Source organism: Stenotrophomonas sp. LC732, from assembly GCF_052446685.1.
Classification (GTDB): domain Bacteria; phylum Pseudomonadota; class Gammaproteobacteria; order Xanthomonadales; family Xanthomonadaceae; genus Stenotrophomonas; species Stenotrophomonas muris.
On record NZ_CP199214.1, the window covers coordinates 4,590,132 to 4,615,826 of the forward strand.

The following is a 25,695-nucleotide window of genomic DNA, read 5'->3' on the forward strand; positions in this document are numbered from 1 at the left end:
CGGCCGCTGGCCGGCGATCCCATTCCCCCCCCGAGGAGACCTGCATGGCCACCACCCGAAAGACCCCCGCCCGCCGCAAAGCCTCACCCAAGGTGCGCAAAGGCAGCACCGCGACCCAGACCGCTGCCGACCCCGCTCGCCCGCGGGTGGTGAAGACCGCAACCCGCAAGGCCGCGGCTGGTGATCCCCGCGCCGCCCGCGTTGCCGCCCGGCAGCGGCGCCTGCAGGACCAGGAAAAGGCCAAGGACGCCCGCGCGGCCAAGAAGGCCACGAAAAAGACCGCGACCCAGGCCGGCGCACGCCGCCAGCCGGAGGCCATGCCGGCCCAGCAGCTGGCAAAGCCGGGGCACGAACACGAACTGGAGCTGGCACCGCGCTTCCTCGCGCCGGACTACACCGGCAGCGGCAAGCTGCAGGGCATGCGCGCGATCGTCACTGGCGGTGATTCCGGCATCGGCCGTGCTGTGGCCGTGCTGTTCGCACGCGAAGGCGCCGATGTGGCGGTCCTGCACCTGGACGAGGCCGAAGATGCCGACATCACCCGCCAGCACGTGGAGCGCGAAGGTGGCCGCTGTGTGGTGATCGCCGGTGACGTGCGCGACCCGCGCTTCTGCAACAAGGCGGTCAAGCAGGTGGCCAAGGCCTTCGGTGGCATCGACATCCTGGTCAACAACGCCGCGTTCCAGCTGCACTGCGAGCGGCTGGAGGATCTGGAAGACGCGCACCTGCAGGAGACGCTGCAGACCAACATCGGCGGCTACATCCAGATGGCGCGTGCGGTACTGCCGCATCTGGGCGAGGGCGCCAGCATCATCAACACCGGCTCGGAAACCGGACTCTTCGGCAGCAAGGCGCTGATCGATTACTCGGCCACCAAGGGCGCGATCCATGCGTTCACCAAGGCCCTGGCCAGCCAGCTGCTGCCGCGCGGCATCCGGGTCAACTGCGTGGCGCCGGGGCCGGTGTGGACGCCGCTGAACCCGGCCGACAAGCAGGCCGGGGATGTCGCCGAGTTCGGGAAGGACAGCGACATGGGCCGGCCTGCACAGCCTGAAGAGCTGTCACCGGCGTATGTGTTCCTGGCCTCGCCGGTCTGTGCAAGCTACATCAGCGGGGCGATCCTGCCGGTGATGGGTGGGCCGCGCGGCTGAGTCGTGTCGGTTCCCGCCTGGATCCGGCGGCAGCGAAGGTGTGCGGCCTGTCAAAGGCCCCACACCGTGCGATTGGGGTAGGCTGATCCTGTACCGACCATGTTCAAGGACCGACCATGCCCGAAATGGATATCAATGCCGCAGCCAACGAGGTCGTCGCCCTGCTGCGGCGGAACGATGCGCGTGCTGCCGCCACCCGCCTCCAGGCCCTGCACGACGGCCAGAGCGCAGTGGTGCAGGAATCGCTGGATCGCTATATCTCGGCGCGTGCGGCCGCCGAGCTTGAGGGCTTGCGCCGGAACGGGGGCGTGGCCGCAGCGGATGCAGCTACGGTGAATCCGATGCTGGATCGCTTGGGCGAGGCGACGCGCCCGCCGCGGATGCCCGATGCTGCCGAGACAGCGGGATTGAGCCAGGCCCAGCAGTACGACGTTTATGGCAGCATCGTGGCCCAGCGCGGCAACATCGCAGCGAACGATGCAATGGCAACCCAGGACCGCGTGGTGCTGGGGTTGCGCGATGAGAACCGCACCACCGAGGCGCGCGGACGTGGGGTCTACGATGACCGCATCGTGGTGCTGTGGAAGGATGCGCAGGGCCGCGGCCATGTGCGCGAGTTCAACCAGGCCACGACCGAGCCGACCGCCCAGTACGACGGCCATGCCAAGACCGCGCCGCGCAGCCCGGGCTTTGGCAATGTGGCGCCGCGTGCCAAGACCGAGGGTGAGGACGTCAACGGCGACCGGGTCAAGGATCTGGGGCGCCTGGGCGAGGGCACCATCGAGATGCGCGCGACCACCCATCCGCGCAATGGCCATCCCGATGAGTTCGCGCTGCGTCCTTCGCAGGACGCGATCACTGCGGGCGCCGGACGGGTGGAGCGCGACAGCAATGGCGATGGCTGGTTCGATGCGCGTGATACCCAGGGCGTGCAGGACCTCAACGACACCTTCAAGATCCATCGTGGCAGCCGTTCCAACACCGATTCGGCCGGTTGCCAGACCATCGGTGGCGGCGAGTATGACGACTTCGTGTCGACGGTGCGCGGCACGCCTGGGCAGAACCGCTGGCAGTACGTGCTGACCTCGGTTGCACCCGGCCAGACGCGCGAATTTGGGCAGGACGTGCCGCTCGCGGCCAACGATGACCCCCGTCAGCCGCAGCATCGCGATCATGCCCTGCAGCAGCAGATCAGTACGCGCCTGCAGGCCCTGGGCGGACGCTACGCCGAGCATGCCGAGGACTACAGCCTGGTGATGCTGCGCGAAGCGAAGGCCGCGGGCATCACCCGGGTCGACCAGATCGTGGCCAGCAATCCCAGCGCCGGCCGTGCGGCTGGCGAGACACTGTTCCTGGTGCAGGGCAGCCCGGGCGATCCTGCGGCGCTGCGCGCAGGGGTCAATGCGGCCGAGGTGCGCGAGACCGCGGTGGAATCCAGCCTGCGCCAGCTGCAGCAGCAATCGCGCGAACAGGCTGCACCTGCGCCCGCGCCGGCACAGCAGCAGGACGCGCCGGTGATGGGAGGGCGTTGATCGATGATCCGATCGCAGCTGACGCCGAGCGTTCCATTGATGCTGCTGCTGGCCTGCAGTGCCTGCGCGCCCGCTGGAGAGCGCGTCGCGCCGGTGGCGCCCACTGCCAGCTCGGCCGCGAAACCGGAGGCCCTGCCTGCGCAGACCCTTCCCACGGACCGCGGACTGCCCGCATTGCCGAAGGCTTCCGGCAGCGGCCATCCCGGCGGCCGCTACGCTACGCTGCCCGAACCTGCCAGGCAGGTGCTGGCGCAGTTGAAGTGCAACGTGGAGAGCGCCAGCAAGGTGCAGGTGCTCTCCATTCCCGCGCAAGATGGCCAGCAGGATTTGATGGTTACTGATCGCAGCGGGCCGCGTTTCCGCTATTGGATGCGGTCGTTCTCCGGCAGTGGCGGTACCACCGGCTATCTGGTGCAGCTGCAGGGCTGCCCGGCAACCACCACGGGCATGCGCGCCTACATCGCACAGGGAGCCGCACCGCTGCAGGATGTCACCGCATCCATCCTGGCGCAGGCCGGATTGCCCGATGCGGCGACCATGACGGCCTACCAGGAAAAGGGCGCGGGCGATCTGTTCGCCTTCATCGGCGTGCTGGACAAAGTGCCAGTACTGCGCTGGGTGGCCGAAGCCGACCCCGAACAGCCACTGGCCGCCGATGCACGCAGCTTCGACCATGGCAATGCCATCCACGGCGGTTTCCTGCACTGGAACCAGGATCACTTCGAAGTGGCCAGGGCCGTTCCCGCCGCGCTATGGCCCTGCGATGACAGCCCCTTGCGGCCGTGCAAGGCCGACCCGTTCGTGACGGGGCGTTGAGGCATCGCGCACATAGAAGTCGGCAATGCGCGGAATGAACTGCTGCGGATTGGCACCGACAAGATTGGTCAGCACCACGACCGCCACGCCGCGCTCGGGATAGACCACAAAGGCCGAGCGCGCACCGCCGATACCGGCCACCTGAAGGTCGGGCGATGCGCGCAGTACCGCCCAGCCACCCGCCCACGGGCCGGCGCGGCCATCAGCGAGGCGCTCTGCGCTCCACATCCGCTGCCGGGCCGGGTCCTGAAGCAAACGGCCTTCGGTCAGCGCGACCAGCCAGCGCGCGGTGTCGTCGGCGGTGGTGAGGATGCCGCCACCGGCCCAGAGCGAAGGCGGTATGTCGTAGAACCAGTGCGACAGGCGGGACGGTGCATCCACAGCATCGGTGGCACGCGGGGCCAGGCTGTACATCGTCGCCGCATCCGGAATCAGGTCGTAGCTGTCGCCGAAGGTGGTGCGGGCCATGCGCGCGCTGCTGAACTGGCGTGTGGCCAGGAAACGTTCGTAGGACATACCGGATTGCTGCGCGATGATCCGTGCCAGCAGGACATAGTTGGTCTGGTTGTAGGCGAAGCGCTGCCCGGGCGCCGCTTCCAGCGGCCGCGCTGTCACCGCCGTCCACGCCTGTGCTTCGGAGCCACCGCCCAGCAGTCCGTTCGCATCAAGGATGTCCGGAAGGCCTGAGGCATGCGCCAGCAACTGGTGTACGCGCACGTCTCTCCACGCTGGCGGAAGATCATCCAGGTAACGCGAGGCCGGCGCGTCCAGATCCAGTCGTCCCTCCTGCGCCAGCTGCGCAGCCGCCACGCCGGTGAATGCCTTGGTGGCCGAATTGAGCGGGAAGCGGGTGTCGCGCGTGGCAGGCACGCCATTCTCGACGTTGGCCAGGCCATAGGCCTCTGACAGCACGATCTGTCCCTGCTTGACCACGGCGACCTGCAAGCCGGGGATGCGCTGTTCCAGCATGACCTGGCGGATCAGGCGGCGGGTCTGGTCGTTGGCCGGGTCGTGGCTGGCAGAGATGGCAGCGAAGGGCAGTGCACTGATGAGCATGAGCAGCACTCGGAGCGTGGGACGGAACATGCGGCATTCCACTGGGACGTTGCGGATCGGATGCAGACGGCGCGTCAAAGGTTTAAGGGCGCGGTGGTGCCTACCGTTCGTCGGCCCATGACTTCCGGGGGGTTGACTACAGTTGTCGTCACGCAGACAGTGGCGACACGTGTAGTCAAGGGAGTGGTGTCATGCGTGGCAAGACGATCGGGGACCAGGAGCTGGCCCTGCTGCAGTACATCGATGAACATGCGCCGGCCACGGTCGGCGAGGTCGCCAGTGGCTATGGGGAGGCCCGTGGGCTGGCCCGCTCCACCGTGCTGACGATGATGGAGCGACTGCGGGCGAAGGGGTATCTTCAGCGCCAGCAGCAGGACGGTGTCTACCGCTACCAGGCCACGCGTGGCCCGCAGAGCGTGCTGCAGGGCGCGGTGGCGCAGTTCGTCGACAACACCCTGCAGGGCTCGGTGTCGCCGTTCGTGGCCTACCTGTCGCAGCGCCAGCAGGTCAGCGACAACGAGCTGGCCGAACTGGAAGCGCTGGTTGCCCAACTCCAATCGCGCCGCCACGAGGGCTGAGCCATGGACACCACGATGCTGATCCCGATGTTGGAACGGCTGGGCTGGACCAGCCTGCAGACCGTGCTGCTGGTGGCCCTGGTGTATGGCGTATGCCGCGCGCTGCCGTCGCTGTCGGCGGCGACCCGCTGCCGCCTGTGGTGGCTGGTCTCGCTGCAGGCTGTGCTCGGCCTGTTCTGGAGCCAGCCGTTGCAGCTGGCCTGGCTGCCGGCGCCGCAGGCGGTGGCGATGAGCGCGACCGATGTGGCCGCCGACATGGTCTACCCGCTGGCCCCGGAGGCCTCGGCACAGCTGTTGGCCGCAATGCCGATGCCCGCCGCGGATGTGCCGGCGGTGGCATGGTGGGCCGTCGCACTGGCCACGCTGTGGATGTCCGGCGTGCTGCTGATGGCCCTGCGTACCTTCGGTGAGTGGCGTCGCTGCCGCGCGCTGCTGGCAGCGGCCTATCCCTGCGAGGACGAGGCGCTGGTGCAGGCCCTGCAGCTGGCCTCCGATGCGCACGGCGTGCGTCCTGCGCCGCGGTTGTGGATGAGCACGCAGGTGGACGCACCGCAGCTGGTCGGGCCGTTCCGCCCGGTGCTGCTGCTGCCGGCGGGCGACAACGCCCTGCAGGGCGACGCGCTGGACCTGGCCCTGACCCACGAACTGCAGCACCTGCAGCGGCGTGACCTGCAATGGGGCCTGCTGCCTGCACTGGCCCAGCACCTGTTCTTCTTCCACCCGCTGCTGCGCCTGTCGGTGCGTGAATATGCACAGGCGCGCGAGGAAGCGGTGGATGCAGCGGTGGTTGGCCAGCACGGTGCCAGCCGCCAGGCCTATGGCCGTCTGCTGCTGCAGCTGGGCGTGGCACCGCAGCCGCATCTGGGCGTGGCCAGTGCCGCACCGGATACCACCAGCCTCAAGCGCCGCCTGCTCTCGCTGCAGTCGCGCCGGTCCTGCCCGCGCATCCTGGCGATGGCGTTGACTGCGGTGGTGCTGGTGGTGGGCGTGGCGCCGATGCGGCTGGTCGCAGCGCCGGTGCCGCCGGCACCGCCCGCGCCTCCTGCGGCGCCGAAGGTCGTGCCGCCGCCGCCGCCGAAGGCTCCGAAAGCGCCGCCCGCACCGCCTTCGTCCGCGCGCGTTCCGGCCGTGCCGGTGGCGCCCGCGCCGCCCGCCGAGCCGGCTGATGTCGAGGCGTTGTCAGGTCCGGACGATGCGGATGTGGCGGTCGACGTGGATGCGGATGTCGATGTCGATACCGGCATGCACAGTGAACACACGACCTCCCGCACCACTTCCATCACCACCTACGGCCGCCTGGACCTGGGCAAATCGCCGCCGGAGGCCTTCGTGCTGGTAGATGGCGATTCGACCTTCGCCAACGGCGGCATGGACGACGTGACGGTGGCCCGCAGACAGCTCGGCAAGGGCCCGGCGCTGTGGTTCCGCAAGGGCGACAAGCGCTACGTGGTGCGAGACCCGATGATGATCCAGAGCCTGCAGCGTGCCTACAGCGGCGCGGCGGATCTGGGCCGCCAGCAGAGCGAACTGGGCCGCCAACAGAGTGCGCTGGGTCGCCAGCAGGGCGAACTCGGCAGGCAGATGGGCGAGATGGGCCGCCTGCAGGGCGAGGAGGCGCGCCGCATGGCACTGGCCGCTGCCGAGGCTGCGCGCAGCGCGGTGGCCGCGCATGACATCAACCGCGAAGCGGCGGCAGAAGCGGCGAAGGCGGCGCGGGGCGCGACCAACGATGCGGCCATTGCACGTGAGGCTGCACGTGAGGCTGCTGCAGAGGCACGTCGTGCGATGCAGGAAGTGGACAACGAAACCGCGCGGGCCACCCACACCCGCGGCATGCAGCGCCTGGCCAGCCAGCAGTCTGAACTGGCCAGCCGCCAGGCGGCGCTGGGCAGCCGGCAGGCTGCGTTGGGTGAGCGTCAGGCACGCGTGCATGAGCAGGCGTCGCGGCAGGCGCAGCAGGTGATCGCGCGCGCACTGGCCAGCGGTAAGGCCGAGCGACTCTGACTGGTAGTGCCGGCCGCTGGCCGGCAATGTGGGGTGCCGGCCAGTGGCCGGCACCCACTGGGTTGATCAACCGCAGCTGGCGCGCTCGATCCGGTTCTGACCGTCCACCTGCACCGTCACGCGGTCCTGGCGGAAGTCCATGGTTACCGCCATGCCCGGCTTGACCACGCGCGCGTTGCGGGCACCGCTGTCGGCGACCAGTTTCTTGATGGTGGCCTCGTCGGCGGTCTTGCCGGTGAAGGCTTCCAGCGCTTCCGGCCTGCATTCGTGGGCGGCATCGGCCACCGGTGCCGGTGCGGCATCGTGGGTGGTGCTGCTGCCGGCGTGGTTGCAGGCGGCCAGCGGCAGGATGGCGAGCAGGGCAAGCGGATTGAGGCGCATCGTCGGGCTCCAGGCGTGGATGGTGGCGGCAGTGTCACCGCTGCCACCGTCAGGGCATGTCAACGCGGCCCTTGGCCATTACTGCCCGACCAGCGCCAGTGTTTCGCGCTCGCGCTGCTCCTCGCGCACCAGTCGCTGCAGCAGCAGGGCCAGGGTGACCACGTCCTGATGGTTGTGGTCGGCCACCCGACGCAGGTTCACCGCATCGCCGCCGCGCAGGAAACGCAGCCATGCGCCCGGGGCTTCGGAGCCAGGCAGGTCATCCTCGCGCACCACGCGCAGCAGCTGGCGCTCAATGGTGGACAGCTTGCAGTTCTCCCACGTGCCGCGATAGCGGCGGCGGGTCGGGTAGAGCAGGTCGACGTGATCCAGCGCGCTGATCGGGCAACGCTGGCGGGCCAGCCGGTAGCGCGTCTTCAGCAGCGGCGCATCGTAGCTGCGCCCGTTGTAGCTGCAGAACACGGTGGACGGCTGCAGCCAGCGGGCGAAGGTGGCCAGCATCGCGTCCTCGGCGGCCATCGTCGACATCAGCAACTGGCGGATGCGCAGGCCTTCGCCACGCTGCGGGCACACATGCCAGTCGGCGGCGCCGATCATGAAGGCGCGGGTGCCAGTGCCGCCGGCCAGGCCGGTGGTCTCGGTATCGAAGAACAGCAGGTCGCGCGCGGCGACGTGCTCGTGCTCGCGCCTGGCGAAAGCCAGGGAAAGCGGTTCCGCGGGAATCGATTGCGGCTGCAGCGACTCGATCAGGAACAGTCCCGGCGCGATTTCCTCGCCGGGGAGCTGGCGATCCTGGGCACTGGCGCGTGCCGGTGCGGCTCCACCACGCGAGCGCAGGCCGAGCAGGCGGTGCAGGCTGCCCACTTCCGGTCGACGCAACGGTGCGGCGGCCGTCACAGGCGCGGCAGCGCCGGTCGGCTTGTGGCGGATTTCCTGTTCGACCCAGGCGAACACCGAGCGCTCCGCCGGTGGCTGCCGTGCATCGTTGGCGGCTACCGGGGCCGGCGCCGGGGGGGGCGGCTCGGGTGCCACCGGCGTGACTGCTTTCGGGTCGCCGGCCTGCTTCCGCAGCAGGCGCAGCTTGTCCAGGCTCAGGCTCACGGTGCCAGCAGCTCCATCGGCTCGCGCGTGGTCACCACCACGTCGCGCACGTGCTGGCAGGCTTCTGCGTCGAACAGGTCGAGCACGCGCAGCGCCAGCGCGCGCGGCGAGGTTTCATCTTCCTCCTGTGCAGCCAGCACCGGGCCGACACAGGCCGGGCAACCGGCCTTGCAGTCGCAACGCTGCACCAGTTCGCGCGCGCGCTGCACCAGCTCGGCCTGGCGCTGCCACAGCGGCTCGCTCAGGCCAACGCCGCCAGGAAAGTTGTCGTACAGATAAACGGTCGGCACGAACTCCTGCAGCAGCTCCACCGCGCCAGGGTCGCCTTCGCTGCCGCGCAGCTGGCCACGGCCGCTCTGGTCGGCGATCGCGAACCAGGCACCATCGCCGTTGCCGACTGACTTCTGCAGATCGCGCGCATCGGCCATCACCGCCACGGTGGCGACGATGTGCAGGGCATACGCGGCGCCAAGGAAGCCATCCAGCGCATCCTGCTTGCTGGCGAACGCGCGCAGCAGCAGCGCCTGCGGCAGCTGCCACCACACCGCAGTGGTGTGCAGTTCCTGGTCGGGCAGGTTAACCGGCCCATAGCCGATGTTCTCGTGGGTGTAATAGCGGATCTTCTTGTAGCCGGCCACGCGACGCACCACGTGCACTTCGCCATGGTGCGAATCGCCACGGCCGGCCACGCCACCGTCGAAACGGTCCAGCACCTTGAGCTTGGTGAAGTCGATGCTGTCGGTGTAGTAATCCACATGGGTGCGGGTGACATAGGCCTTGCGGCCGTCCCAGTCCAGCGTCTCCACCTGGTAGGGCGTGGACTGCACCATGTGGATGGCGCCTTCGTACAGGGTGAGTGCGGCGGCGGAATAATCGACCTCGGCGATGATCTGCTGGCGGCCGTCGCTGCGGTCGACCACCACGAAGTTGCCGTCGGCCACCGCGCGCAGGCTCACCGCGTTGGCCGGATAGCTGTCGGCGATCCATTCCCAGCGCTCGCCTTCGCGGTGGATGACTTCGGTTTCGGCCAGCGCTTCCAGGAACACTTCCGGATCGATCGGGCCGAAGCCATCGCCAACCCGGAACGGCAGTTCGAAGGCTGCGCAGCGGATGTGGTCGAACAGGATCAGCGGCTGGTCAGGTGCAATGCGTGCATGTTCGGGCGAGGCCTCGGCGAAGAAGTCCGGATGCCGCACCACGTACTGGTCCAGCGGCTGCGAGCTGGCCACCATCACCCCCAGCGCGGGCTGCTGGCGGCGACCGGCGCGGCCGAAGCGCTGCCAGGTGGCGGCCACGCTGCCGGGATAGCCATTGAGAATGACCACGTCCAGGCTGCCGATATCCACGCCCAGTTCCAGCGCCGACGTGCTGACGATGCCGTCGATGTTGCCGGCGCGCATCGCACGCTCGGTCTCGCGGCGCTCGGTGGGCAGGTAGCCGCCACGGTAGGCGCGGATGCGCGGCGGCTTGCGCGGGTCGTGGTCGAAGATGTCCTTCAGGTACTTGGTCAGCACTTCGACCATCAACCGGGTCTGCGCGAACACCAGGGTCTTCAGCCCGGACTTGATCGCGATGCGCGCGATGCGGTTGCTCTGCGAGCGTGCCGAGGCGCGCAGGCCCAGGTCCGGATTGATCACCGGCGGGTTCCACAGCAGTACCTGTTTCGGTCCGCTGGGCGCACCGGATTCGGTGATCGCGGTGACCGGTGCCTCGATCAACGCCTCGGCATGCGCCTGCGGATTGCCGATGGTGGCCGAGCACAGGATGAACTGCGGTTGCACGCCGTAGAACGCGCAGATGCGCTTGAGCCGGCGCAGCACGTTGGTGACGTGGCTGCCGAACACGCCGCGGTAGGTGTGTACTTCGTCGATGACGATGTAGCGCAGGTTCTCGAAGAACTGCGCCCACTTGGTGTGATGCGGCAGGATCGCCTGGTGCAGCATGTCCGGGTTGGACACCACGATGTCGCCATGCAGGCGGATCGCCTGGCGCGCATCACCCGGGGTATCGCCATCGAAGGTGAAGGCCTTGACGCCCAGATCGCCGGCACGGTTGAGTTCCAGCAGCTCGGCCACCTGGTCCTGTGCCAGCGCCTTGGTCGGGAACAGGTACAGCGCCTTGGCCTTGTCCTGCATCGCCGCGCTGACCACGGGCAGGGTGTAGCACAGCGACTTGCCGCTGGCGGTGGGGGTGACGATGGCCACGTGCTCACCAAGCTGGCTGGCCTCCCAGGCCTCGGCCTGGTGGCTGTAGAGCTGCTCGATGCCGCGTGCCTTCAGGGCCGCGGCCAGGGCCGGCGGTACCGCATCGGGAATGGGGGCGTAGCGGCCCTCGCGGCCGGGAATGGCAAAGCTGCCGGTGATGCGGTCCTGGTAGCGGCGCTGCAGGCGCGCGCTGAGCAGGGCGCCGTCACGGGCGGGCAGGCCATCGCGGGTGGCGAGCTTCTGCTCGGCATCGGCGGTGCGCTTGGCGAGTTCGTAAGCCATGGAAAGTGGAGCCGGGACGGATTGCGAGGGGTCACATGGCACCACATCCACGTCTCAGGATGTGAGACATCGCACACGGAGGGCGTGAACCGTTCAGTGCTCGCGTCCCGTGGCGCCGCCGCATCTCCCCTGGCTGAACAGCTGCCAGTGCAGCAACGAAATCTGAAGCCGGCATCCGTATCCTTGGGCGCTGGACGCAACCAACAGGGCGGATGGCTGTGGCACGACGTGGAACGCAGGGAGCACTCCTGGCCGGCATGCTGCTGGCCGGCATCGCGCAGGCGCAGCAGGCCGCGCCGGTGTCGGTGCCCGATCCTGCACCCGTTCCCCCTGCTGATGCCCCGGCAGCAGCCACCGCGCCGATCTCCACCGCCCTGCCGCAGGACAACGTCACCACCCTCGGCGAGGTGCGTGCACTCAAGCCCGACGACGAGCCGTTGGACCTGTACCGCTTCAAGAACCCGGTGAAGTTCGGCGACAACCGCTTCAGCCGCGACTGGAGCGAGCCACCGTCACCGGAGCAGGTCAGCATGGGCGGCGGCTACATCATGATGGGCGTGGTCAAGGGCGTGCTGGCGGCGGGTCGGGGCCTGAACAAGCTCACCGGTGGCCCCGACCAGATCCAGTCCGCCATCGCCCGGCCACCGCCTGAGCTCAGTCCCGAACAGCGGCAGCGTGCGCTGCGGTTCTCCCAGCAGCAGGATGCCGGTGATGCACCGCCGGTGAAGTAGGCCGGTATATCCTGCCGGTTCCTCAACCGATAGCGCTGCCATGTTCCTGCGTTCGTTCTGCCTGCTGGCTGCATTGCTGCCCGCGTCCGCCTTTGCTGCCGGCATCGCCGGTGATGGCGCGTGCCGCAATGGCGCGTTCCCCTCCGAACAGAGCCGGTTCGCGCTGGCGCGGGTGGTCGACGCACCGCGCCTGTATCTGCTCGGCGACATGGACGGGTGCCCCGCCAAGGGCGAACCGGCCTGCAGCCAGCGCAGCTATGTGGTCAACGGCGATACGGTGGTGACCGGTCGCGACCTTGGCCGCTACCGCTGTGCGTTCTTCCCGAACAAGGTGGGCGGCAGCGCCGGCTGGGTGGACCGCAGCAAGCTGCAGCCGTTGCCGGTGGCCGTGCCAACGCTGCAGGACTGGGTGGGCCACTGGAAAGACGGCGACAACGGCCTGCGCATCACCGTGCAGGGTGGACAACTGCATGTGGATGGCGACGCCTACTGGCCTTCTGCCAACCCCACGCCGGAACAGCGCCCGTATGGCCCGAACATGGGCCAGGTGGAAGCGCGCGCGACGCCGCGTGGTGCTGATGTCGAGTTCGTCGAGGACACGTGCCGGGTGCGCGTGCACTCGCTGGGCGAGGTGCTGATCGTGGCCGACAACAGCGAATGCGGTGGCATGAACGTGCGCTTCAACGGCGTGTACCGGCGCGCGGGGAAACGCTGAAGGACGCATGACGGAGGGGGTCAGAGCCCTGTCGTGGGCGAAAGGGATCCGACCCAGGGTCAGCGCCGCCGCTCCAGCCACCACAGCAGCGAGGCGCACACCGTGAACGCCAGCCACCAGGGCCAGCGCGAGCCCGGCACGGGCTGCATCATCGCCGTGTTCGTCGGCCCGCTGACGGCCAGCGCCCGCGTGGTTGCATCGATCATCGCCTGCTGGTGCAGTGCAGGTGCGGCCTTCGGGTCGAACACATAGCGCCAGACCGTGGTGTCGCCGTGCTGCAGGCGCTGCCAACCCGCCTCGCGCGGCCACCAGCCGGCGCAGCGCAGGGTCGACGTTGCGCCGTCGACGATCAGGGGCACGCTGTCTCCGCGCGCGTTGAAGACCTGCAGTGGCGCCTGCACGCCGCACAGCGCCTGCCGTTCGCCCGCCCAGCCGAGCGTCTGCGGCGACCACAGCGCATCACCGCTGCCCTGCGCGCGCGCCAGCGTGGCGACGACGCTGCTCCAGAGTTCACCGTGGCGATCATCGCGTCCGGCCAGCACCCAGCGCCAGCTGTCGGTGATCGGCAGCAGGCCGATGCGACCCTTGCCGGCAGCGCGCCAGCCGCCGACGGCCTTGCCCGACCCATCCCGCAGCAGGGCGTTGCTGCCTGGCGCCTGCAGCGCCAGTGCTTCCAGCGCGGGCAGGGGCGCACTGTGCGAGCTGCGGTCAGCCTCCTCGCCGTAGCCGGTCGGCAGCGTTCCGGCGGCGAGCGGGCCGCGTCGTGCGGCGAGGACCGCGCTGTCGCCATCGCCGGGAAGTTCGAGGGCGTGGCTGCTGCCATCGCCCTGCACTGGCAGGCCCAGATCCTGCAGGCGCTGGCGCGCGCCGGCTGCAGGTGCGCCTGCACTACGCAACAGAACGCCAAGGCCGTCGCGCAACGCCTGCCGCACGGCAGCCAGCTGGCCGGCACTCAATGCGGTCAGGCTGCGCTCGTCCAGCAGCAACAGATCGCTGCGCGCGAGTGACGCTGCATCCAGCGCGACCGCGCCATCCCCCACGCTGACACCTGCCCCGGTATCGGCCTGTACCTGCACGCGGATGCCGGTATCGGCGGCCCAGCGGCGCAGGTACTTCAGCTCCGGGCCCGGCGCACTGGCACGCACCAGCATGCGCAGCGGTGCCGCCGGCAGGGTCTGCTGCGGTACCGGCGCGCTGTCCACCACATGACCGCCGGCATCGAGCAGGCGCAGCTGGAACACGCTGCGGCCCTCGGCGCGGGCGATGCCGCTGAGCTGCACATGACCGTCCTCGGCAACGTCCACGCGATCGACCACGCTGTCGGCGGGGTCAAGCAGTTCCGCCTTGGCCTTGGCGACGCCGCGCGCCTGTGCATGCACGTCGAAGCGTGCGCCGGGCGCGGTGTCGGCGGGTGGCTGCAGCGCGATCCACCCGCGCGTCGGAGCTACCGGCTGCCAGCGCACGTCGCGTGGCAGTACCGCGTCGCGGTCACGCGCGACCAGGCCGGCACCGACCAGCGTCAGCGTGGAAGCCGGATGCTGGCGCAGCGCCGTGGCCAGGTCCGGCACGCGCTGGCCCCCAGGCACATCGGCAGCCTCAGGCAACAGCAGCCGCGGGCCTGCGCTGGCCGGCAGCGCGCCGGCCTTGTCGGCATCGATTCCCAGCACGACCAGGCCGACCGCGGGTTGCTGGCCGGTGGGCGGGACCAGGCAGAAGTACAGCAGCGTGGCAGCGATCAGCTGCAGCGCAATCACGATCCACTGGCGGCCACGACGCGCGGCATTGCCACGCAGCTGGCGCACGCTGGCGATGACCACGATCAGGACGAGTGCCAGCGCAATCCACAGGTTCACAGCGGAGGCGTTCATGGCTGCACCTCCAGCGCATCAAGGTACCGCTGCCCCATCGCATCGGCGGCGTTGCGCCGCATTGCCTGCGGCAGGGGTCGCTGCAGCGCGCGCCATACCTGTGCGCGCAGGCGCTGGCGGCAGTCGCGGCAGCCGGGTTCGATGCGCAGCTGCTCGATGGCCGCGGCCAGGTCCAGCGCATCGGGCAGATAGGCGGCGTTGCGCTGCTGCCAGCTGGCGAGTGCGTCGAGGTCGGGCACGCTGGTGTCATCGCCGAGGCGCTGCCACGCTTCGACGATGGCCGGATCGGGCGGGGTGCGGGCGGCCAACGGCAGTTCACGGCTGGCCAGCCCAGCGCGATCGCCACCCAGCCGGCGGCCTTCATCGATCGGCGGCAGCTCCGGCCCCACCCGTGCCAGGTAGATGCGCTCGGCCTGCTGCACCTGCTTGATGAACCCCAGTGCCTTGTAGGCGAACGGCAGTGCCTGCTCCGGACGGCCCTGGCGCAGCTCGCCTTCGGCCGACCACATCTGGTCCAGCGCGGCCTTCAGCGTGGCGCGGGTCTGTGGGTCGAGCAGGGTCGCGGCCTCGGCATGGTCGTGGGTGTGGCCGTACTCCGACAGCACATCGGTGGCGCTGCCGAACACCGGTGGCGCATCGGCATTGGACGCCTTGCCGCCGTGGTCGTGGCCATGCGCGTCGTGCGCACCGGCCTCGGCGCCATGGTCGTGATCGTGTTCGTCGTCGTGGCTGTCTGCGGTCGGCGCATCGCTGGTGGGCAGGTCGCTGGTCGGCGGTGGCTTCGGTGCACCTTCGCTTTCTTCGCCCAGGAACTGGCCATAGCGCAGGCGCAGGATGCGCTGGTCGACACCGATCGCATCGCTGCGTTTCACGAAGTCCTCGGCGGCAAGGCTGCGTCGCTGCCGGATCAGCGCTTCGGCATCGATGATGATCTGCCGCTGGCTGCGGAAATAGGCCGGCAGGGTCTTCTTGATGCGGCCTTCCAGTTCGGCACCGAGTGCAACCTCGGCGCTGGGCAGGCGCAGGATCACGCTGCTGCTGCGCCCGGTCTGCGGTGTTGGCGCGTGGTTGTCGCGCACTTCCAGCTGGGCGATGACATCGTTGCCCGGTTGCGCGCCCAGCGCAGCCAGATCAAGCGTGTGGGCGAAACGCCGCGCGGTGGCTTCGCCGCTGCCGGCAAGCGTCACGCTGCGTTTCACGAAGGTGATGTTCTCACCGCTGCCCTGGGTGGTGGTGATCGACAGCGTTGCCTGCGCGGCCACGCCATAGTCGTCGGTGGCCTCGAAGCGCAACGACCACTGGCGTTGCCCGGGCGTGCCCAGCACCAGGCTGGCGGCCGGCTCCAGCACGCGTACGCCGGGCGCGCGGTCGGCGACCACGTCCAGACGATGCAGGTCGGTTCCGGCCAACGCCGGCTCGCTCACCACGCGGTACAGCACCGGCGTGCGCGCCACATCCTGTGCCTGCCACTGGCCATCGTGTTCGTTCAGCGGCAACCGGCGACCATCGTGGAACTGCAGCCATGCCTTGTCCGGTGCGCGATCGAAGCGCAACGACCACGACAGCCGGCTGTCGGCGGCGACCTTGGCATCCAGTGCGTTCTGGGTGAGCGTGGCCTGGCCGGTATAGGCCGGCGCGTCGATGCGCATGCGGGTGGACTGCAGGTGCAGTGGGCCCGCGGCAGTCGTGCTGCCAGGCGCCGACGCACGGGCCGGCGCGGAGCCGGGGCTGGAACGTGGCCAGCCGAATGCCAGCGCAACGATGGCCAGGCCTGCGATCCAGCACAGCGCCAATGCTCCACGCGGCCAGCGCGGACGCAGTTCCGGCATCGCGCGTTCCAGCGTGGCCAGCACATGCGCGCGCTGGCGCTGCTGCAGCGGATTGAGGGTAAGCGCATCGGCAAACAGCAGGTCGGCACTGTCCTCACTGGCGCCGCTGCCATCGAGCTGGCGCTGCAACCACTGCGGGTCCAGCTGGCGGGAGCGTGCCGTGGCGAGCGCTGCGCAGGCAAGCAGGCCGATGGTGCCGATCACGCAGGCCATATCGAAGCCCGCCAGTCGCAGCGCCAGCACCGTTGCGGCCAGCGCCCACGGCAGGCCCAGCAGCAGGGTGACGAGCGCACGGCGGCGGCGCGCGTGCTGCCAGGCGAGCTGCAGGGTGTTCATGCGGGCCCCCTGCGTCGATGACTGCTGGCCATCCAGCGTTCCAGCGCGAACAGCAGCACGATGGCCAGCAGCAACCACGGGGTGAGCTTGCGCAGCGGCGGCGTTGCCGCAGGCAGTGCTGCCTGGCGGGGGGCCTGGTCCTGGGCATCGCCGAGGCGTGGCAGCGGATGCGGCTGCAGAGCCAGCAGCAGCGCGCGTGGCAACTGCGGATCGCGCAGCGCAGCGTTGCCTGAGGCATCCCAGTCGCCGGGCAGAGACAGCAGGACACCGTGGCCGATGCGTTGCTGCCACAGCAGCGGGGAGCCCTCGGTGTTGCGCAGCAGGATGCTGGCCTCGGCGGCAGGCTTGCCGGCAGTCACTACACGTCCGCCGTCCTGCAGCCACGCCTGCCATTTCGCCGGCAGTGCGCCAGTGCGGCTCCACACGCCGATCTCGCCGCGTTCGGGCAGCGCATCCGCCACCAGAGGCGCGAGCGGCGCCTGCCTGCCCCACGCGCGCTGCAGTGCATTCAACCAGTGCTGGACGGCGGCCGAAGCATCGCTGTGCACGCGCAGGCGCGGCAACGTTGCGGCACTCGGTTGCTCACTCACCGGTATCGGCTGCGGGCGCCACTGCACCTCGCGCGACAGCTGCAGGCGTGCGCCGTCCAGGCCGGGCAGGGGATCGGGAACGTGCACGGTCAATGCGGTGCCCGCAGGCAGCTGTGCGTCCAGTTCGCGCAGCAGGCTGGGCAGGGAAGCCGTGGACGCGGGTGGCACTTGATCAATGGCCGGGAAGCCGGGCGCCAGCCAATGCCAGTTGCCCGCTTCGGCGGTGCCGCGTAGTGCGGTCGCGTCCAGCCCTGGGGCTACGACCGTCCACGCAGTGGGGGCTGGCGCAGGCCCGGTCAATGCAGGTCGTGCCAGCAGCAAGGCCAACGCGGCAAGCAACAGCAGGCGCACCAGCAGCAACGGCCAGTCGTCGAAGCGGATGCGCTGGCGCGGCCGGATCTGTGCACGCAGCCAGCGCAGCGCGGCGAAATCCAGCGGTGTGTACGGATGGCGGCGGGCGAGGTGGATCAGCAGCGGCAGCAACCCTGCAGCGAGCGCGGCCAGGCCCAACGGGAACAGCAGGGTCATGCGCCGCCCCTGCGGCCAAACAGTGCCTGCAGTGGTTGGTCCAGCGGCTGGTCGAGCCAGCCAGTGGCACTGGCGATGCCGCTGGCCTGCAGGCGCGACTGCAATGCGTTGCGTGCGTCAGCGAAGCGTTGCAGGTAGTCGGTGCGGATCGCCGCGCCATCGCCCAGCAGTTCCTCGCCGGTCTCCGGATCGCGGAAGCGATGGCCTGCGCCGAACGGGAAGTCACGCTCGTCGGCGGTGAGGATCTGCAGCAGTGCCACTTCGCGGCGTGCGCTGGCCAGTTGTTCCAGCAGCACAATGCCGGCCTCGTCAAAACCGTCGCCGATCGCCAGCAGCAGGTCGCCCGGGCGCACGCGCTCCCACAGCGGGCGCAGGCGATCGGCCACAGGCCAGCCGCCACGCGCCTGCAGCGCATGCAGTTGCAGGTGCACGCGATCACGCTGGCGTGCGCCGTTCGCTGCGGGCACCAACTGCAGTCCATCGCCATTGATCGCCAGCAGGCCGAAACGGTCGCCCTGCTGCAGGGCCAGTTCCACCACGCAGGCGGCCACACCGCGCATGTGGTCCAGGCGGGTGCGCTGCGGTGCCGCGCGATCGGCCTGGCCGGCCGAGGCGGTGGCATCAAGCAGCAGCCAGACCGTGATCGGGCTTTCGCGTTCGGATTCGCGCACGAAGAAGCGGTCCGAGCGTGCATACAGCTTCCAGTCGATCTGGCGCAGCTCATCGCCTGGTTCGTAGGCGCGGTACTGGGCGAATTCGAGGCCGGCACCGCGGCTGCGGCTGGCGTGCTGGCCGATGCCACTGGCGCCACTGGCCAGGCGTGGCCGCACGCGGAGCGTGCGCAGGCGCGCACGCAGTTCCGGTGGCAAGGTCAACGGGGTACCGGCGTTCACGGGTGGCTCAACCCGGGAACGGCACGGCCTGCAGCAGGGCGGCGACCACGTCGTCGGCACGCTTCTGCTCGGCCTCGGCGGCGAACGACAGCAGCAGGCGATGACGCATCACCGGCGCGGCCAGTGCCTGCACATCCTCGCGGGTGGCGGCAAAGCGGCCCTGCAGCAATGCGCGCGCTTTTGCCGCCAGCACCAGCGACTGTCCGGCGCGCGGGCCCGCGCCCCACTTCACCCACTGGTTGATCGCGGCGGGTGCGCCTTCGCCTGGGCGGCTGGCGCGCACCAGGCGGGTGATCCAGGCCAGCACATCCGGGCTGACATGCACCTGGCGTACGGCGGCCTGCAGCGCGATCACCGCCTCTGCATCCATCACCTTCGGCACCGCGTCGGTGGCGCCGCCGGTGGTCTGTTCCAGGATCTGCCGCTCCTCGTCCTCGCTGGGGTAATCCACCAGCACGTGCAGCAGGAAGCGGTCCAGCTGCGCTTCCGGCAGTGGGTAAGTGCCCGCCTGCTCGATCGGGTTCTGTGTGGCCAGCACGAAGAACGGCGCCGGCAGTGCGTAGGTGGTGCCGGCGTAGCTGACCGTGCGTTCCTGCATCGCTTCCAGCAGTGCGGCCTGGGTCTTGGGCGGGGTGCGGTTGAGTTCGTCTGCCAACAGCAGGTGGGTGAAGATCGGGCCCTGCTGGAAACGGAAATGGCGATGGCCGGTGCCGTGGTCTTCCTCCAGCAGCTCGGTGCCGAGGATGTCGCTGGGCATCAGGTCGGGGGTGAACTGCACGCGCCGGAACTGCAGTTCCAGCGCCTGCCCGAGCGAGCGCACCAGCAGGGTCTTGCCGAGCCCGGGCGCGCCTTCCAGCAGGCAGTGGCCGCCGGCCAGCAGGCCGATCAGCAGCTGCTCGACCACGGTGTGCTGGCCCACCACGGCGCGTGCAAGCGCGGCGCGCAGCGCATCCAGGCGTGGCAACAGGGAATCGAGGTCGGGGGAAGTCATGGGCGTGCAGGTCCTATCAATTGTTCAACGCGTACATCACGATGTTGACGCCGAAGCGGGTGTTGTCTTCGGCCAGGAAACGCTTGTTGCGCCAGTCGTAGTCCCACTCGCAGCCGTAGTCCTTGTTGCTGTAGAGCAGCCCCAGGCGACCATCGACCTCGATGCCCTTCAGGTAGTCGTGCACCAGGTCGTCGCCCCAGCCGTTGAGTTCGAAGCTGGTGGCCGGCGGGCCATCGGGGAAACGGAAGAAGCTGCGGTACAGCGGGTGGCTGTTGGGCAGCTTCTGCAGTGCCCTGGGACCAAACAGGCGGCCCATCTGTGCCTCGAACGAGGTGGCGAACAGCCCATCGATATCGTGGTTGCAGTCGTCGACGAAGACGAAGCCGCCATTGCGCACATAGCGCACGAAGTTCTGCCGCTCGGCGGCATTGAACTCCACCAGCGTGTGGCCGGCCAGGTAGCAGAACGGCGCTTCCAGCATGCGCGGGTCGGCCAGTGCCACCACGTGCTCCTGCGGGTCCACGCGCAGCGAGGTGTAGTCGATCAGCGAGGTGATCAGGTTGGACGGCATGCGCGCGTCCACGTCCCAGTCACCGGAGTCGTACTGCAGGCGGGTGAACCAGAAGTCGTAGCGCGAACTGCGCGGGCCTGCCTGTGCCCAGGCCGGCAGCGCCGCCGCCGAAGCGGCAGCGGCCAACCAGCGCAGGCAGGCCCGGCGATCCATCAGACGGCGTCGGACAGCGAGGTGAAGGTGAAATCGCGCAGCTTCATCGGCGGGATCATCATCACGTAGCTGGACTCATCACCGGCCACACGCACCGGCTTGCCCAGCTCTTCGATGTTGTTGAGCATGATCACCGGCGACTCGTTGAAGCGGAAGTTCTTCACCGGGTGCTTGATCTGGCCGTTCTCGATGTAGAAGGTGCCGTCGCGGGTGAGGCCGGTCAGCAGCACCGTCTGCGGATCGACCATGCGGATGTACCAGGTACGCGTGACCAGGATGCCCTTCTGGGTGCCACGCACCAGCTCGGCGGTGCTTTTGTCGCCACCGCTCATCAGCAGGTTGCCCGGCGAGGCCTTGGCGGTCTTGCCCTGCTTCTGCGCCCAGAAGCGCGAGTAGTCCAGGTTGGCGATCTTGCCGTTCTCGATGATGGCCATGCGCTCGCGCGGCAGGCCTTCGTTGTCCCACGGCAGCACCGGTGCGTCCGGATGCCACGGATCGGCGATCATGGTCACGCGCGGGTCGTAGACCTGCTCGCCCAGCTTGTTGCCACCACCCTTCTTCGACAGGAAGCTGCGGCCTTCATCGGCCGAGCGCGCACTGAAGAAGTTCATCATGAAGCTGATCAGGCCTGCCGCTGCGGCCGGCTCCAGGATCACCGTGTACTTGCCCGGTTCCAGCGCCTTGGCTTCGGCCGACTCGGTGGCCTTGCGCATGGCGATGCGGATGTCCTGGTCGGCCTTGAAGTCGGCCGCATCCTTCAGGTTGCGGCCGACCCAGCCCGAGCCGCGGCCATCTTCAGTGCGCACGGTGCAGGTGTAATCGAAGTTGGTGGTGCGCTGGTAGGCGAAGTTGCCGTTGCTGTTGGCGGTGGCCTGGAAGCCCTGGCCGTCCTCGAGGAAGCCGGCGGCGATCAGGCCGTGGCCACGGCACGGGGCGATCGAATCGGCGGCGACCTTGGCACGGAACGCCGGATCGATGGCAGCAGTGGATTCGCTGAAGGTGGGGCTGGCGCGGTAGCTCTGCTTGCCGATGGCCGGCATGAACTCCGGGTTCTCCGGGGCCAGGCGGGCCAGGTCTTCGGCACGGCGCACCACGCGTTCCAGCGCGGCATCGTCGAACTCGTTGATCGAGGCGGTGCCGACGCGCTTGCCGAAGGCGACGGTGACTGCCAGTTCGGTGTTGTCGACGATGCCACTGGTGGAGACATTGTTCAGCGCGAAGCGGATGTTGCCGCTGATCGCGCCGGCCAGCACGGCGGTGCACTCGTCGGCCTTGGACAGGGCGATGACCTTGTCGAGGATGGCCTTGGCCTGGGCTTCGGTGAAGATACTCATGGTGTAAGGGCTCCTGACCGGTCAGCCGAGGCTGCGTGCGGTGTTGATGACGTTGATGCCGTTGAAGCGCGCGGTGGACGAGCCGTGCGAGACCGCCGAGACCTGTCCCGGCTGGCCCTTGCCGTCGAAGAACGAACCGCCCAGGCGGTAGTCGCGTTCGTCGGCCACGGCGGTGCAGGCGTTCCAGAACTCCGGCGTGCGGATCTGGTAAGCCACGTCTTCCAGCATGCGGGTGATCTGGCCGTTCTTGATCTCGTAGAACAGCTGGCCGCCGAACTGCGCGTTGTAGCGCTGCTGGTCGATCGAGAACGAGCCATCACCGATGATGTAGATGCCGTTCTCCACGTCCTTGATCAGGTCCGGCACGCTCAGCGGCGTCTTGCCCGGTGCCATCGACACGTTGGCCATGCGCTGGAACTGTACGCTGGACCACGAGTCGGCATAGCAGCAGCCGTCGGACTCGGTCTTGCCGAGGATGTGGGCCTGGTCGCGGATGGTCTGGTAGTCCACCAGCTTGCCGTTGCTGATCAGGTCCCAGCGCTTGCACTTCACGCCTTCATCGTCGTATGCCACCGCGCCGAGGCTGCCGGGCTGGGTCTTGTCGGCGAAGATGTTGACCAGCTCGCTGCCGTACTGGAAATGCTGTTCGCGCTTGTCCAGGGTGGCGAAGCTGGTGCCGGCGTAGTTGGCTTCGTAGCCGAGCACGCGGTCCAGTTCCAGCGGGTGGCCGATCGACTCGTGGATGGTCAGCCAGGTATGCGACGGATCGAGCACCAGATCGTACTTGCCCGGCTTCACCGACGGGGCCTTCAGCTTTTCCTGCGCCTGCCGGGCGGCGGCGATGGCGTCTTCCTTCATGTCGTAGGAAGAACTGTAGTTGACCACGCCATTCGGGCTGACCACCTTGCCGGCGGCGGCGCCGTCCAGGTACTCGTAGCCCAGGCCCATCGGCGAGGACAGGCCCGAACGGGTGCGGAACTTGCCGCTGCTCTTGTCGATGGCGGTGACCGTCATCGGCGCCCAGATGCGGTGCACGTCCTGGTCGATATAGGAACCATCGGTGGAAGCAAAGTACTTCTGCTCGTTGACCAGGAACAGCATCGAGTTGACGAAGCTGGCACCAGCGCCCATTGCGGCAGCGTTGACGTCCAGCAGCAGGCCGACCTTGTCCTTGATCGGCACCTCCATCGCATTCTTGCGGATCGGCGTGCGCCAGCTCACCTCACCCACGCCCGGCGCCTTGGCCAGCTGCACCGGTGCGGTCTGCACGCCGGCATTGGCCTTGGCGATGGCCGCCGCCTGCTGCGCGGCCCTGGCCACGTCGGCGGTACCCAGTGCGTTGGTGGCGGCAAAGCCCCAGGCGCCGTTGACGATCACGCGGATGCCCACGCCGGTGGACTCGGTGTTCACCACGTTCTGCACCTTGTCCTCGCGGGTGATCACGAACTGCCGCAGGTAGCGGCCGATGCGCACGTCGCAGTAGGTGGCACCGGCGCTGCGCGCCGCCTGCAGCGCCGCGTCGGCCAGGCGCTTCTTCAATGCCGGGTCGAGGCTGGACTGCAGCTGCTCGGCGGCGATCACCTTGCCGAAGAAGGAGGGCACGATCAGCCCGCCCGCGGTAAGCCCGGTCAGGGCCAGGAAGTCACGTCTTTGCAAGGCTGCTCTCCATGTCGAAGGATGGGTGGCTCAAGCGCCGAGACTGCGCGCGGTGTTGATGATGTTGATGCCGTTGAAGCGGGTGGTGGACGAACCGTGCGAGACCGCCGAGACCTGGCCGGGCTGGCCCTTGCCGTCGAAGAACGAACCGCCCAGGCGGAAATCGCGTTCATCGCAGATGGCCGTGCAGGCATTCCAGAATTCCGGCGTGCGGATCTGGTAGGCCGCATCCTCGACCATGCCGGCGATCTTTCCGTCCTTGATCTGGTAGTACAGCTGGCCACCGAACTGCGCGTTGTAGCGCTGCTGGTCGATCGAGTACGACCCCCGGCCGTGGATGTAGATACCGTTCTCCACGTCCTTGATCATGTCCTCGACGCTGAGCGGCTGCTTGCCCGGCGCCAGCGAGACATTGGCCATGCGCTGGAACTGCACGCTGGACCAGGAATCGGCGTAGCTGCAGCCATGCGATGCATCGCGGCCGAGGATATGGGCTTCATCGCGGGTGGCCTGGTAATCGACCAGGATGCCGTCGCGCACCAGGTCCCAGCGCTGGGTCTTGACGCCCTCGTCGTCGTAGCCGACCGCACCGAGGCTGCCCGGCTGGGTCTTGTCGGCGAAGAAGGTGACGATGTCGCTGCCCCAGCGGAAACCCGCATCGCGCTTGTCCAGCGTGGCGAAGCTGGTGCCGGCGTAGTTGGCTTCGTAGCCGAGCACGCGGTCCAGCTCCAGCGGGTGGCCGACGTTTTCGTGGATGGTCAGGAACACGTTGGACGGGTCCAGCACCAGGTCGTACTTGCCGGGCTTCACCGACGGCGCCTTCAGTTTCTCGCGCGCGTGGCGGGCGGCCGCAATGGCGTCCTCGACCGGGTCGTAGGAATCGCGGTAGGCGGTGATGCCACCGGGCAGGTGCACCTTGCCGCGCGCATCGCCATCGAGGAACTCATAGCCCATGCCCATCGGCGAGGACAGGCCGGCGCGGGTGCGGAACCTGCCGCTGGCCTTGTCGATGGCGGTGGCGGTGAACGGCAGCCAGATGCGATGGATGTCCTGGTCGATGAACGAGCCATCGCTGGAGGCGAAGTACTTCTGTTCGTTGACCAGGAACAGGGTGGAATTGATGTAGTCGGCGCCCGCATCCAGCGCGGCGGCATTGAGGGCCAGCAGCAGTTCGACCTTGTCCTGGATCGGCACCGCCATCGCGTTCCTGCGGACGGGGGTCTGCCAGCGCACCTCCCCGACCGGCGGCGTCGGCGCCAGCTGCACCGGCCGGGTCTGGATGCTGGCGTTGGCGCGGGCGATCGCGGCCGCCTGCTCGACCGCAGCGCGTACGGCGGCCTCGGTCTGCTGGTGGGTGGCAGCGAAGCCCCAGGCCCCGTTGACGATCACCCGCACGCCCACGCCGGACGATTCGCGGTTGGTCACGTTGCCGACCTGATGCTCGCGGGTGATGACCGACTGGTTGAGGTAGCGGCCGATGCGCACATCGCAGTAGCTGGCCTTGGCCGTGCGTGCGGTGGCCAGCGCCACGTCCGCCAGGCGCCTGCGCTGGAGGGTGTCGACCGGGGCGAGCAGTTGCTCGGCGGCGATGGCACGGGAATGCGGCAGCAGCAGGCCCGCCAGGCCCAGACCGGAAAAAGCCAGGAACTCACGTCGTTGCACAGCGTTTCTCTCTCTCGCTTGCGTGCGGCCGGCAACGGGCCGAGCCGATCACGTCAACCACTCGACTTTCGCCAGCGCGGGGCATCCGGGCAAGTGACTGCAGTCATGGTTGGGGGTGTTTCGGCAGGGCTTGCAGCCCTGCACCTGCTCAGAGCCGGAGCAACAGCCACAGCAACAGCGGGCTTGCTGGGGGATGGCGGGGCGGTGTGGGTGGGCAGGACACGCCGTTAACCCCCCTCCGGGGTCCGGCCCAGCCGCTGGCGGCTGTGCGTTCGGGCGCTTGCGAAGCAGTGCTTCGCAAGCAAAGCGCCCTCACCCCTGGGGGCTCGATGGCGCCATCCATGGCGCCAACGGTCCTGCCCACCCACACCGCCCCGCCTCTGACAGATTCCGTGCGCTGCTGGTAGGTGTCGACCTTGGTCGACACATCTGTCAGATATCGAATGAAATTCGGGGTCAGATCCGTTTTCCTGCGGAAAACGGATCTGACCCCAAGAGTGTTTCCGACAGATCGCGGCCAACTGTCGAAGGCGGGGTGGGTCCGGTGGCAGGGGCGTGAGCGCCATGGATGGCGCGACCGAGCCTCCATGGGTGAGGGCGCTTTGCTTGCGAAGCACTGCTTCGCAAGCGCCCGAACGCACAGCCGCCAGCGGCTGGGCCGGACCCCGGAGGGGGATTTACGGCGTCCCCTGCCACCGGATCCACCCCGCCATCCCTCAGGAAGCCCGCTGTT

The 25,695-nt window shown here is 68.7% G+C and carries 20 protein-coding genes; 7 read left to right on the forward strand and 13 right to left on the reverse strand.

The genetic code is table 11. From position 1 onward, the window contains the following. Positions 1–44: 44 nt before the first annotated feature. From ACT6SE_RS21545 to ACT6SE_RS21555, 3 genes are all read left to right on the forward strand, one after another. A complete protein-coding gene (locus ACT6SE_RS21545; RefSeq protein ID WP_014645462.1) occupies positions 45–1,151 on the forward strand; it encodes an SDR family oxidoreductase in 1,107 nt (368 codons plus the stop codon). A gap of 116 nt (positions 1,152–1,267) precedes the next feature. Beyond that, positions 1,268–2,683, forward strand: a complete 1,416-nt coding sequence (locus ACT6SE_RS21550; RefSeq protein ID WP_014645463.1) for an XVIPCD domain-containing protein — start codon at positions 1,268–1,270, stop codon at positions 2,681–2,683. Positions 2,684–2,686: 3 nt separating this feature from the next. Further along, a complete protein-coding gene (locus tag ACT6SE_RS21555; RefSeq protein ID WP_032957595.1) occupies positions 2,687–3,499 on the forward strand; it encodes a hypothetical protein in 813 nt (270 codons plus the stop codon). Here ACT6SE_RS21555 and ACT6SE_RS21560 read toward each other — a convergent pair. After that, positions 3,434–4,555, reverse strand: a complete 1,122-nt coding sequence (locus ACT6SE_RS21560) for a serine hydrolase domain-containing protein (protein WP_046427774.1) — start codon at positions 4,553–4,555, stop codon at positions 3,434–3,436. The two genes, ACT6SE_RS21555 and ACT6SE_RS21560, sit on opposite strands and share 66 nt — an antisense overlap. Positions 4,556–4,746: 191 nt before the next feature. On the opposite strand from ACT6SE_RS21560, the gene ACT6SE_RS21565 reads away from it, so the two are divergent. Together ACT6SE_RS21565 and ACT6SE_RS21570 are read left to right on the forward strand one after the other, a co-directional pair. Then, the gene (locus ACT6SE_RS21565; protein WP_014645465.1) at positions 4,747–5,133 is read left to right on the forward strand and encodes a BlaI/MecI/CopY family transcriptional regulator; all 387 of its coding nucleotides are present in this window, start codon (positions 4,747–4,749) and stop codon (positions 5,131–5,133) included. 3 nt (positions 5,134–5,136) lie between these two features. Continuing rightward, complete coding sequence (locus tag ACT6SE_RS21570) at positions 5,137–7,137, forward strand: M56 family metallopeptidase (protein ID WP_046427723.1); 2,001 nt, start codon at positions 5,137–5,139, stop codon at positions 7,135–7,137. Positions 7,138–7,203: 66 nt separating this feature from the next. Here the strand turns inward: ACT6SE_RS21570 and ACT6SE_RS21575 are convergent, their stop codons facing one another. The 3 genes from ACT6SE_RS21575 to ACT6SE_RS21585 all read right to left on the reverse strand — a co-directional run bounded on the left by ACT6SE_RS21575 (position 7,204) and on the right by ACT6SE_RS21585 (position 11,105). After that, complete coding sequence (locus tag ACT6SE_RS21575) at positions 7,204–7,518, reverse strand: I78 family peptidase inhibitor (protein WP_046427725.1); 315 nt, start codon at positions 7,516–7,518, stop codon at positions 7,204–7,206. A gap of 78 nt (positions 7,519–7,596) precedes the next feature. After that, positions 7,597–8,619, reverse strand: coding sequence for a ribonuclease H-like domain-containing protein (locus tag ACT6SE_RS21580; RefSeq protein ID WP_014645467.1), 1,023 nt, complete (start codon positions 8,617–8,619; stop codon positions 7,597–7,599). Next, the gene (locus tag ACT6SE_RS21585; protein WP_046427727.1) at positions 8,616–11,105 is read right to left on the reverse strand and encodes a DEAD/DEAH box helicase; all 2,490 of its coding nucleotides are present in this window, start codon (positions 11,103–11,105) and stop codon (positions 8,616–8,618) included. Before ACT6SE_RS21585 ends, ACT6SE_RS21580 begins: the two co-directional genes overlap by 4 nt. Positions 11,106–11,317: 212 nt before the next feature. Between ACT6SE_RS21585 and ACT6SE_RS21590 the strand changes: the two genes are divergently transcribed. Both ACT6SE_RS21590 and ACT6SE_RS21595 read left to right on the forward strand, forming a co-directional pair. Next, positions 11,318–11,836 carry a hypothetical protein gene (locus ACT6SE_RS21590; protein WP_041862924.1) on the forward strand — a complete coding sequence of 173 codons (519 nt, stop codon included), beginning with the start codon at positions 11,318–11,320 and terminating at the stop codon, positions 11,834–11,836. A 40-nt stretch (positions 11,837–11,876) separates the two neighbouring features. Further along, on the forward strand, positions 11,877–12,551 hold the full coding sequence (locus tag ACT6SE_RS21595) for a hypothetical protein (RefSeq protein WP_046427731.1): 675 nt from the start codon (positions 11,877–11,879) through the stop codon (positions 12,549–12,551). 59 nt (positions 12,552–12,610) lie between these two features. Here the strand turns inward: ACT6SE_RS21595 and ACT6SE_RS21600 are convergent, their stop codons facing one another. Genes ACT6SE_RS21600 through ACT6SE_RS21640 form a run of 9 tightly spaced genes read right to left on the reverse strand, consistent with a single transcriptional unit; the run spans position 12,611 to position 24,962 of the window. Continuing rightward, positions 12,611–14,419 carry a hypothetical protein gene (locus ACT6SE_RS21600; protein ID WP_046427734.1) on the reverse strand — a complete coding sequence of 603 codons (1,809 nt, stop codon included), beginning with the start codon at positions 14,417–14,419 and terminating at the stop codon, positions 12,611–12,613. Next, the gene (locus ACT6SE_RS21605; protein ID WP_046427737.1) at positions 14,416–16,584 is read right to left on the reverse strand and encodes a hypothetical protein; all 2,169 of its coding nucleotides are present in this window, start codon (positions 16,582–16,584) and stop codon (positions 14,416–14,418) included. The genes ACT6SE_RS21600 and ACT6SE_RS21605 overlap by 4 nt, the downstream gene beginning before the upstream one ends. Next, the gene (locus ACT6SE_RS21610) at positions 16,581–17,702 is read right to left on the reverse strand and encodes a BatA domain-containing protein (RefSeq protein ID WP_046427739.1); all 1,122 of its coding nucleotides are present in this window, start codon (positions 17,700–17,702) and stop codon (positions 16,581–16,583) included. Before ACT6SE_RS21610 ends, ACT6SE_RS21605 begins: the two co-directional genes overlap by 4 nt. Beyond that, on the reverse strand, positions 17,699–18,595 hold the full coding sequence (locus ACT6SE_RS21615) for a DUF58 domain-containing protein (protein ID WP_046427741.1): 897 nt from the start codon (positions 18,593–18,595) through the stop codon (positions 17,699–17,701). The genes ACT6SE_RS21610 and ACT6SE_RS21615 overlap by 4 nt, the downstream gene beginning before the upstream one ends. Positions 18,596–18,602: 7 nt before the next feature. Further along, positions 18,603–19,586 carry an AAA family ATPase gene (locus tag ACT6SE_RS21620; RefSeq protein WP_014645475.1) on the reverse strand — a complete coding sequence of 328 codons (984 nt, stop codon included), beginning with the start codon at positions 19,584–19,586 and terminating at the stop codon, positions 18,603–18,605. A gap of 16 nt (positions 19,587–19,602) precedes the next feature. Next, the gene (locus ACT6SE_RS21625; protein ID WP_005411842.1) at positions 19,603–20,310 is read right to left on the reverse strand and encodes a DUF4159 domain-containing protein; all 708 of its coding nucleotides are present in this window, start codon (positions 20,308–20,310) and stop codon (positions 19,603–19,605) included. Further along, entirely contained in the window at positions 20,310–21,644 is a 1,335-nt protein-coding gene (locus tag ACT6SE_RS21630) for a TldD/PmbA family protein (protein WP_014645476.1), read from the reverse strand. Before ACT6SE_RS21630 ends, ACT6SE_RS21625 begins: the two co-directional genes overlap by 1 nt. Before the next feature lie 21 nt (positions 21,645–21,665). After that, a complete protein-coding gene (locus tag ACT6SE_RS21635; protein WP_014645477.1) occupies positions 21,666–23,300 on the reverse strand; it encodes a TldD/PmbA family protein in 1,635 nt (544 codons plus the stop codon). A 30-nt stretch (positions 23,301–23,330) separates the two neighbouring features. Then, positions 23,331–24,962: a TldD/PmbA family protein gene (locus tag ACT6SE_RS21640; RefSeq protein ID WP_444811057.1), complete on the reverse strand. Its 1,632-nt coding sequence runs from the start codon at positions 24,960–24,962 to the stop codon at positions 23,331–23,333. Between the last annotated feature and the right edge of the window lie 733 nt (positions 24,963–25,695).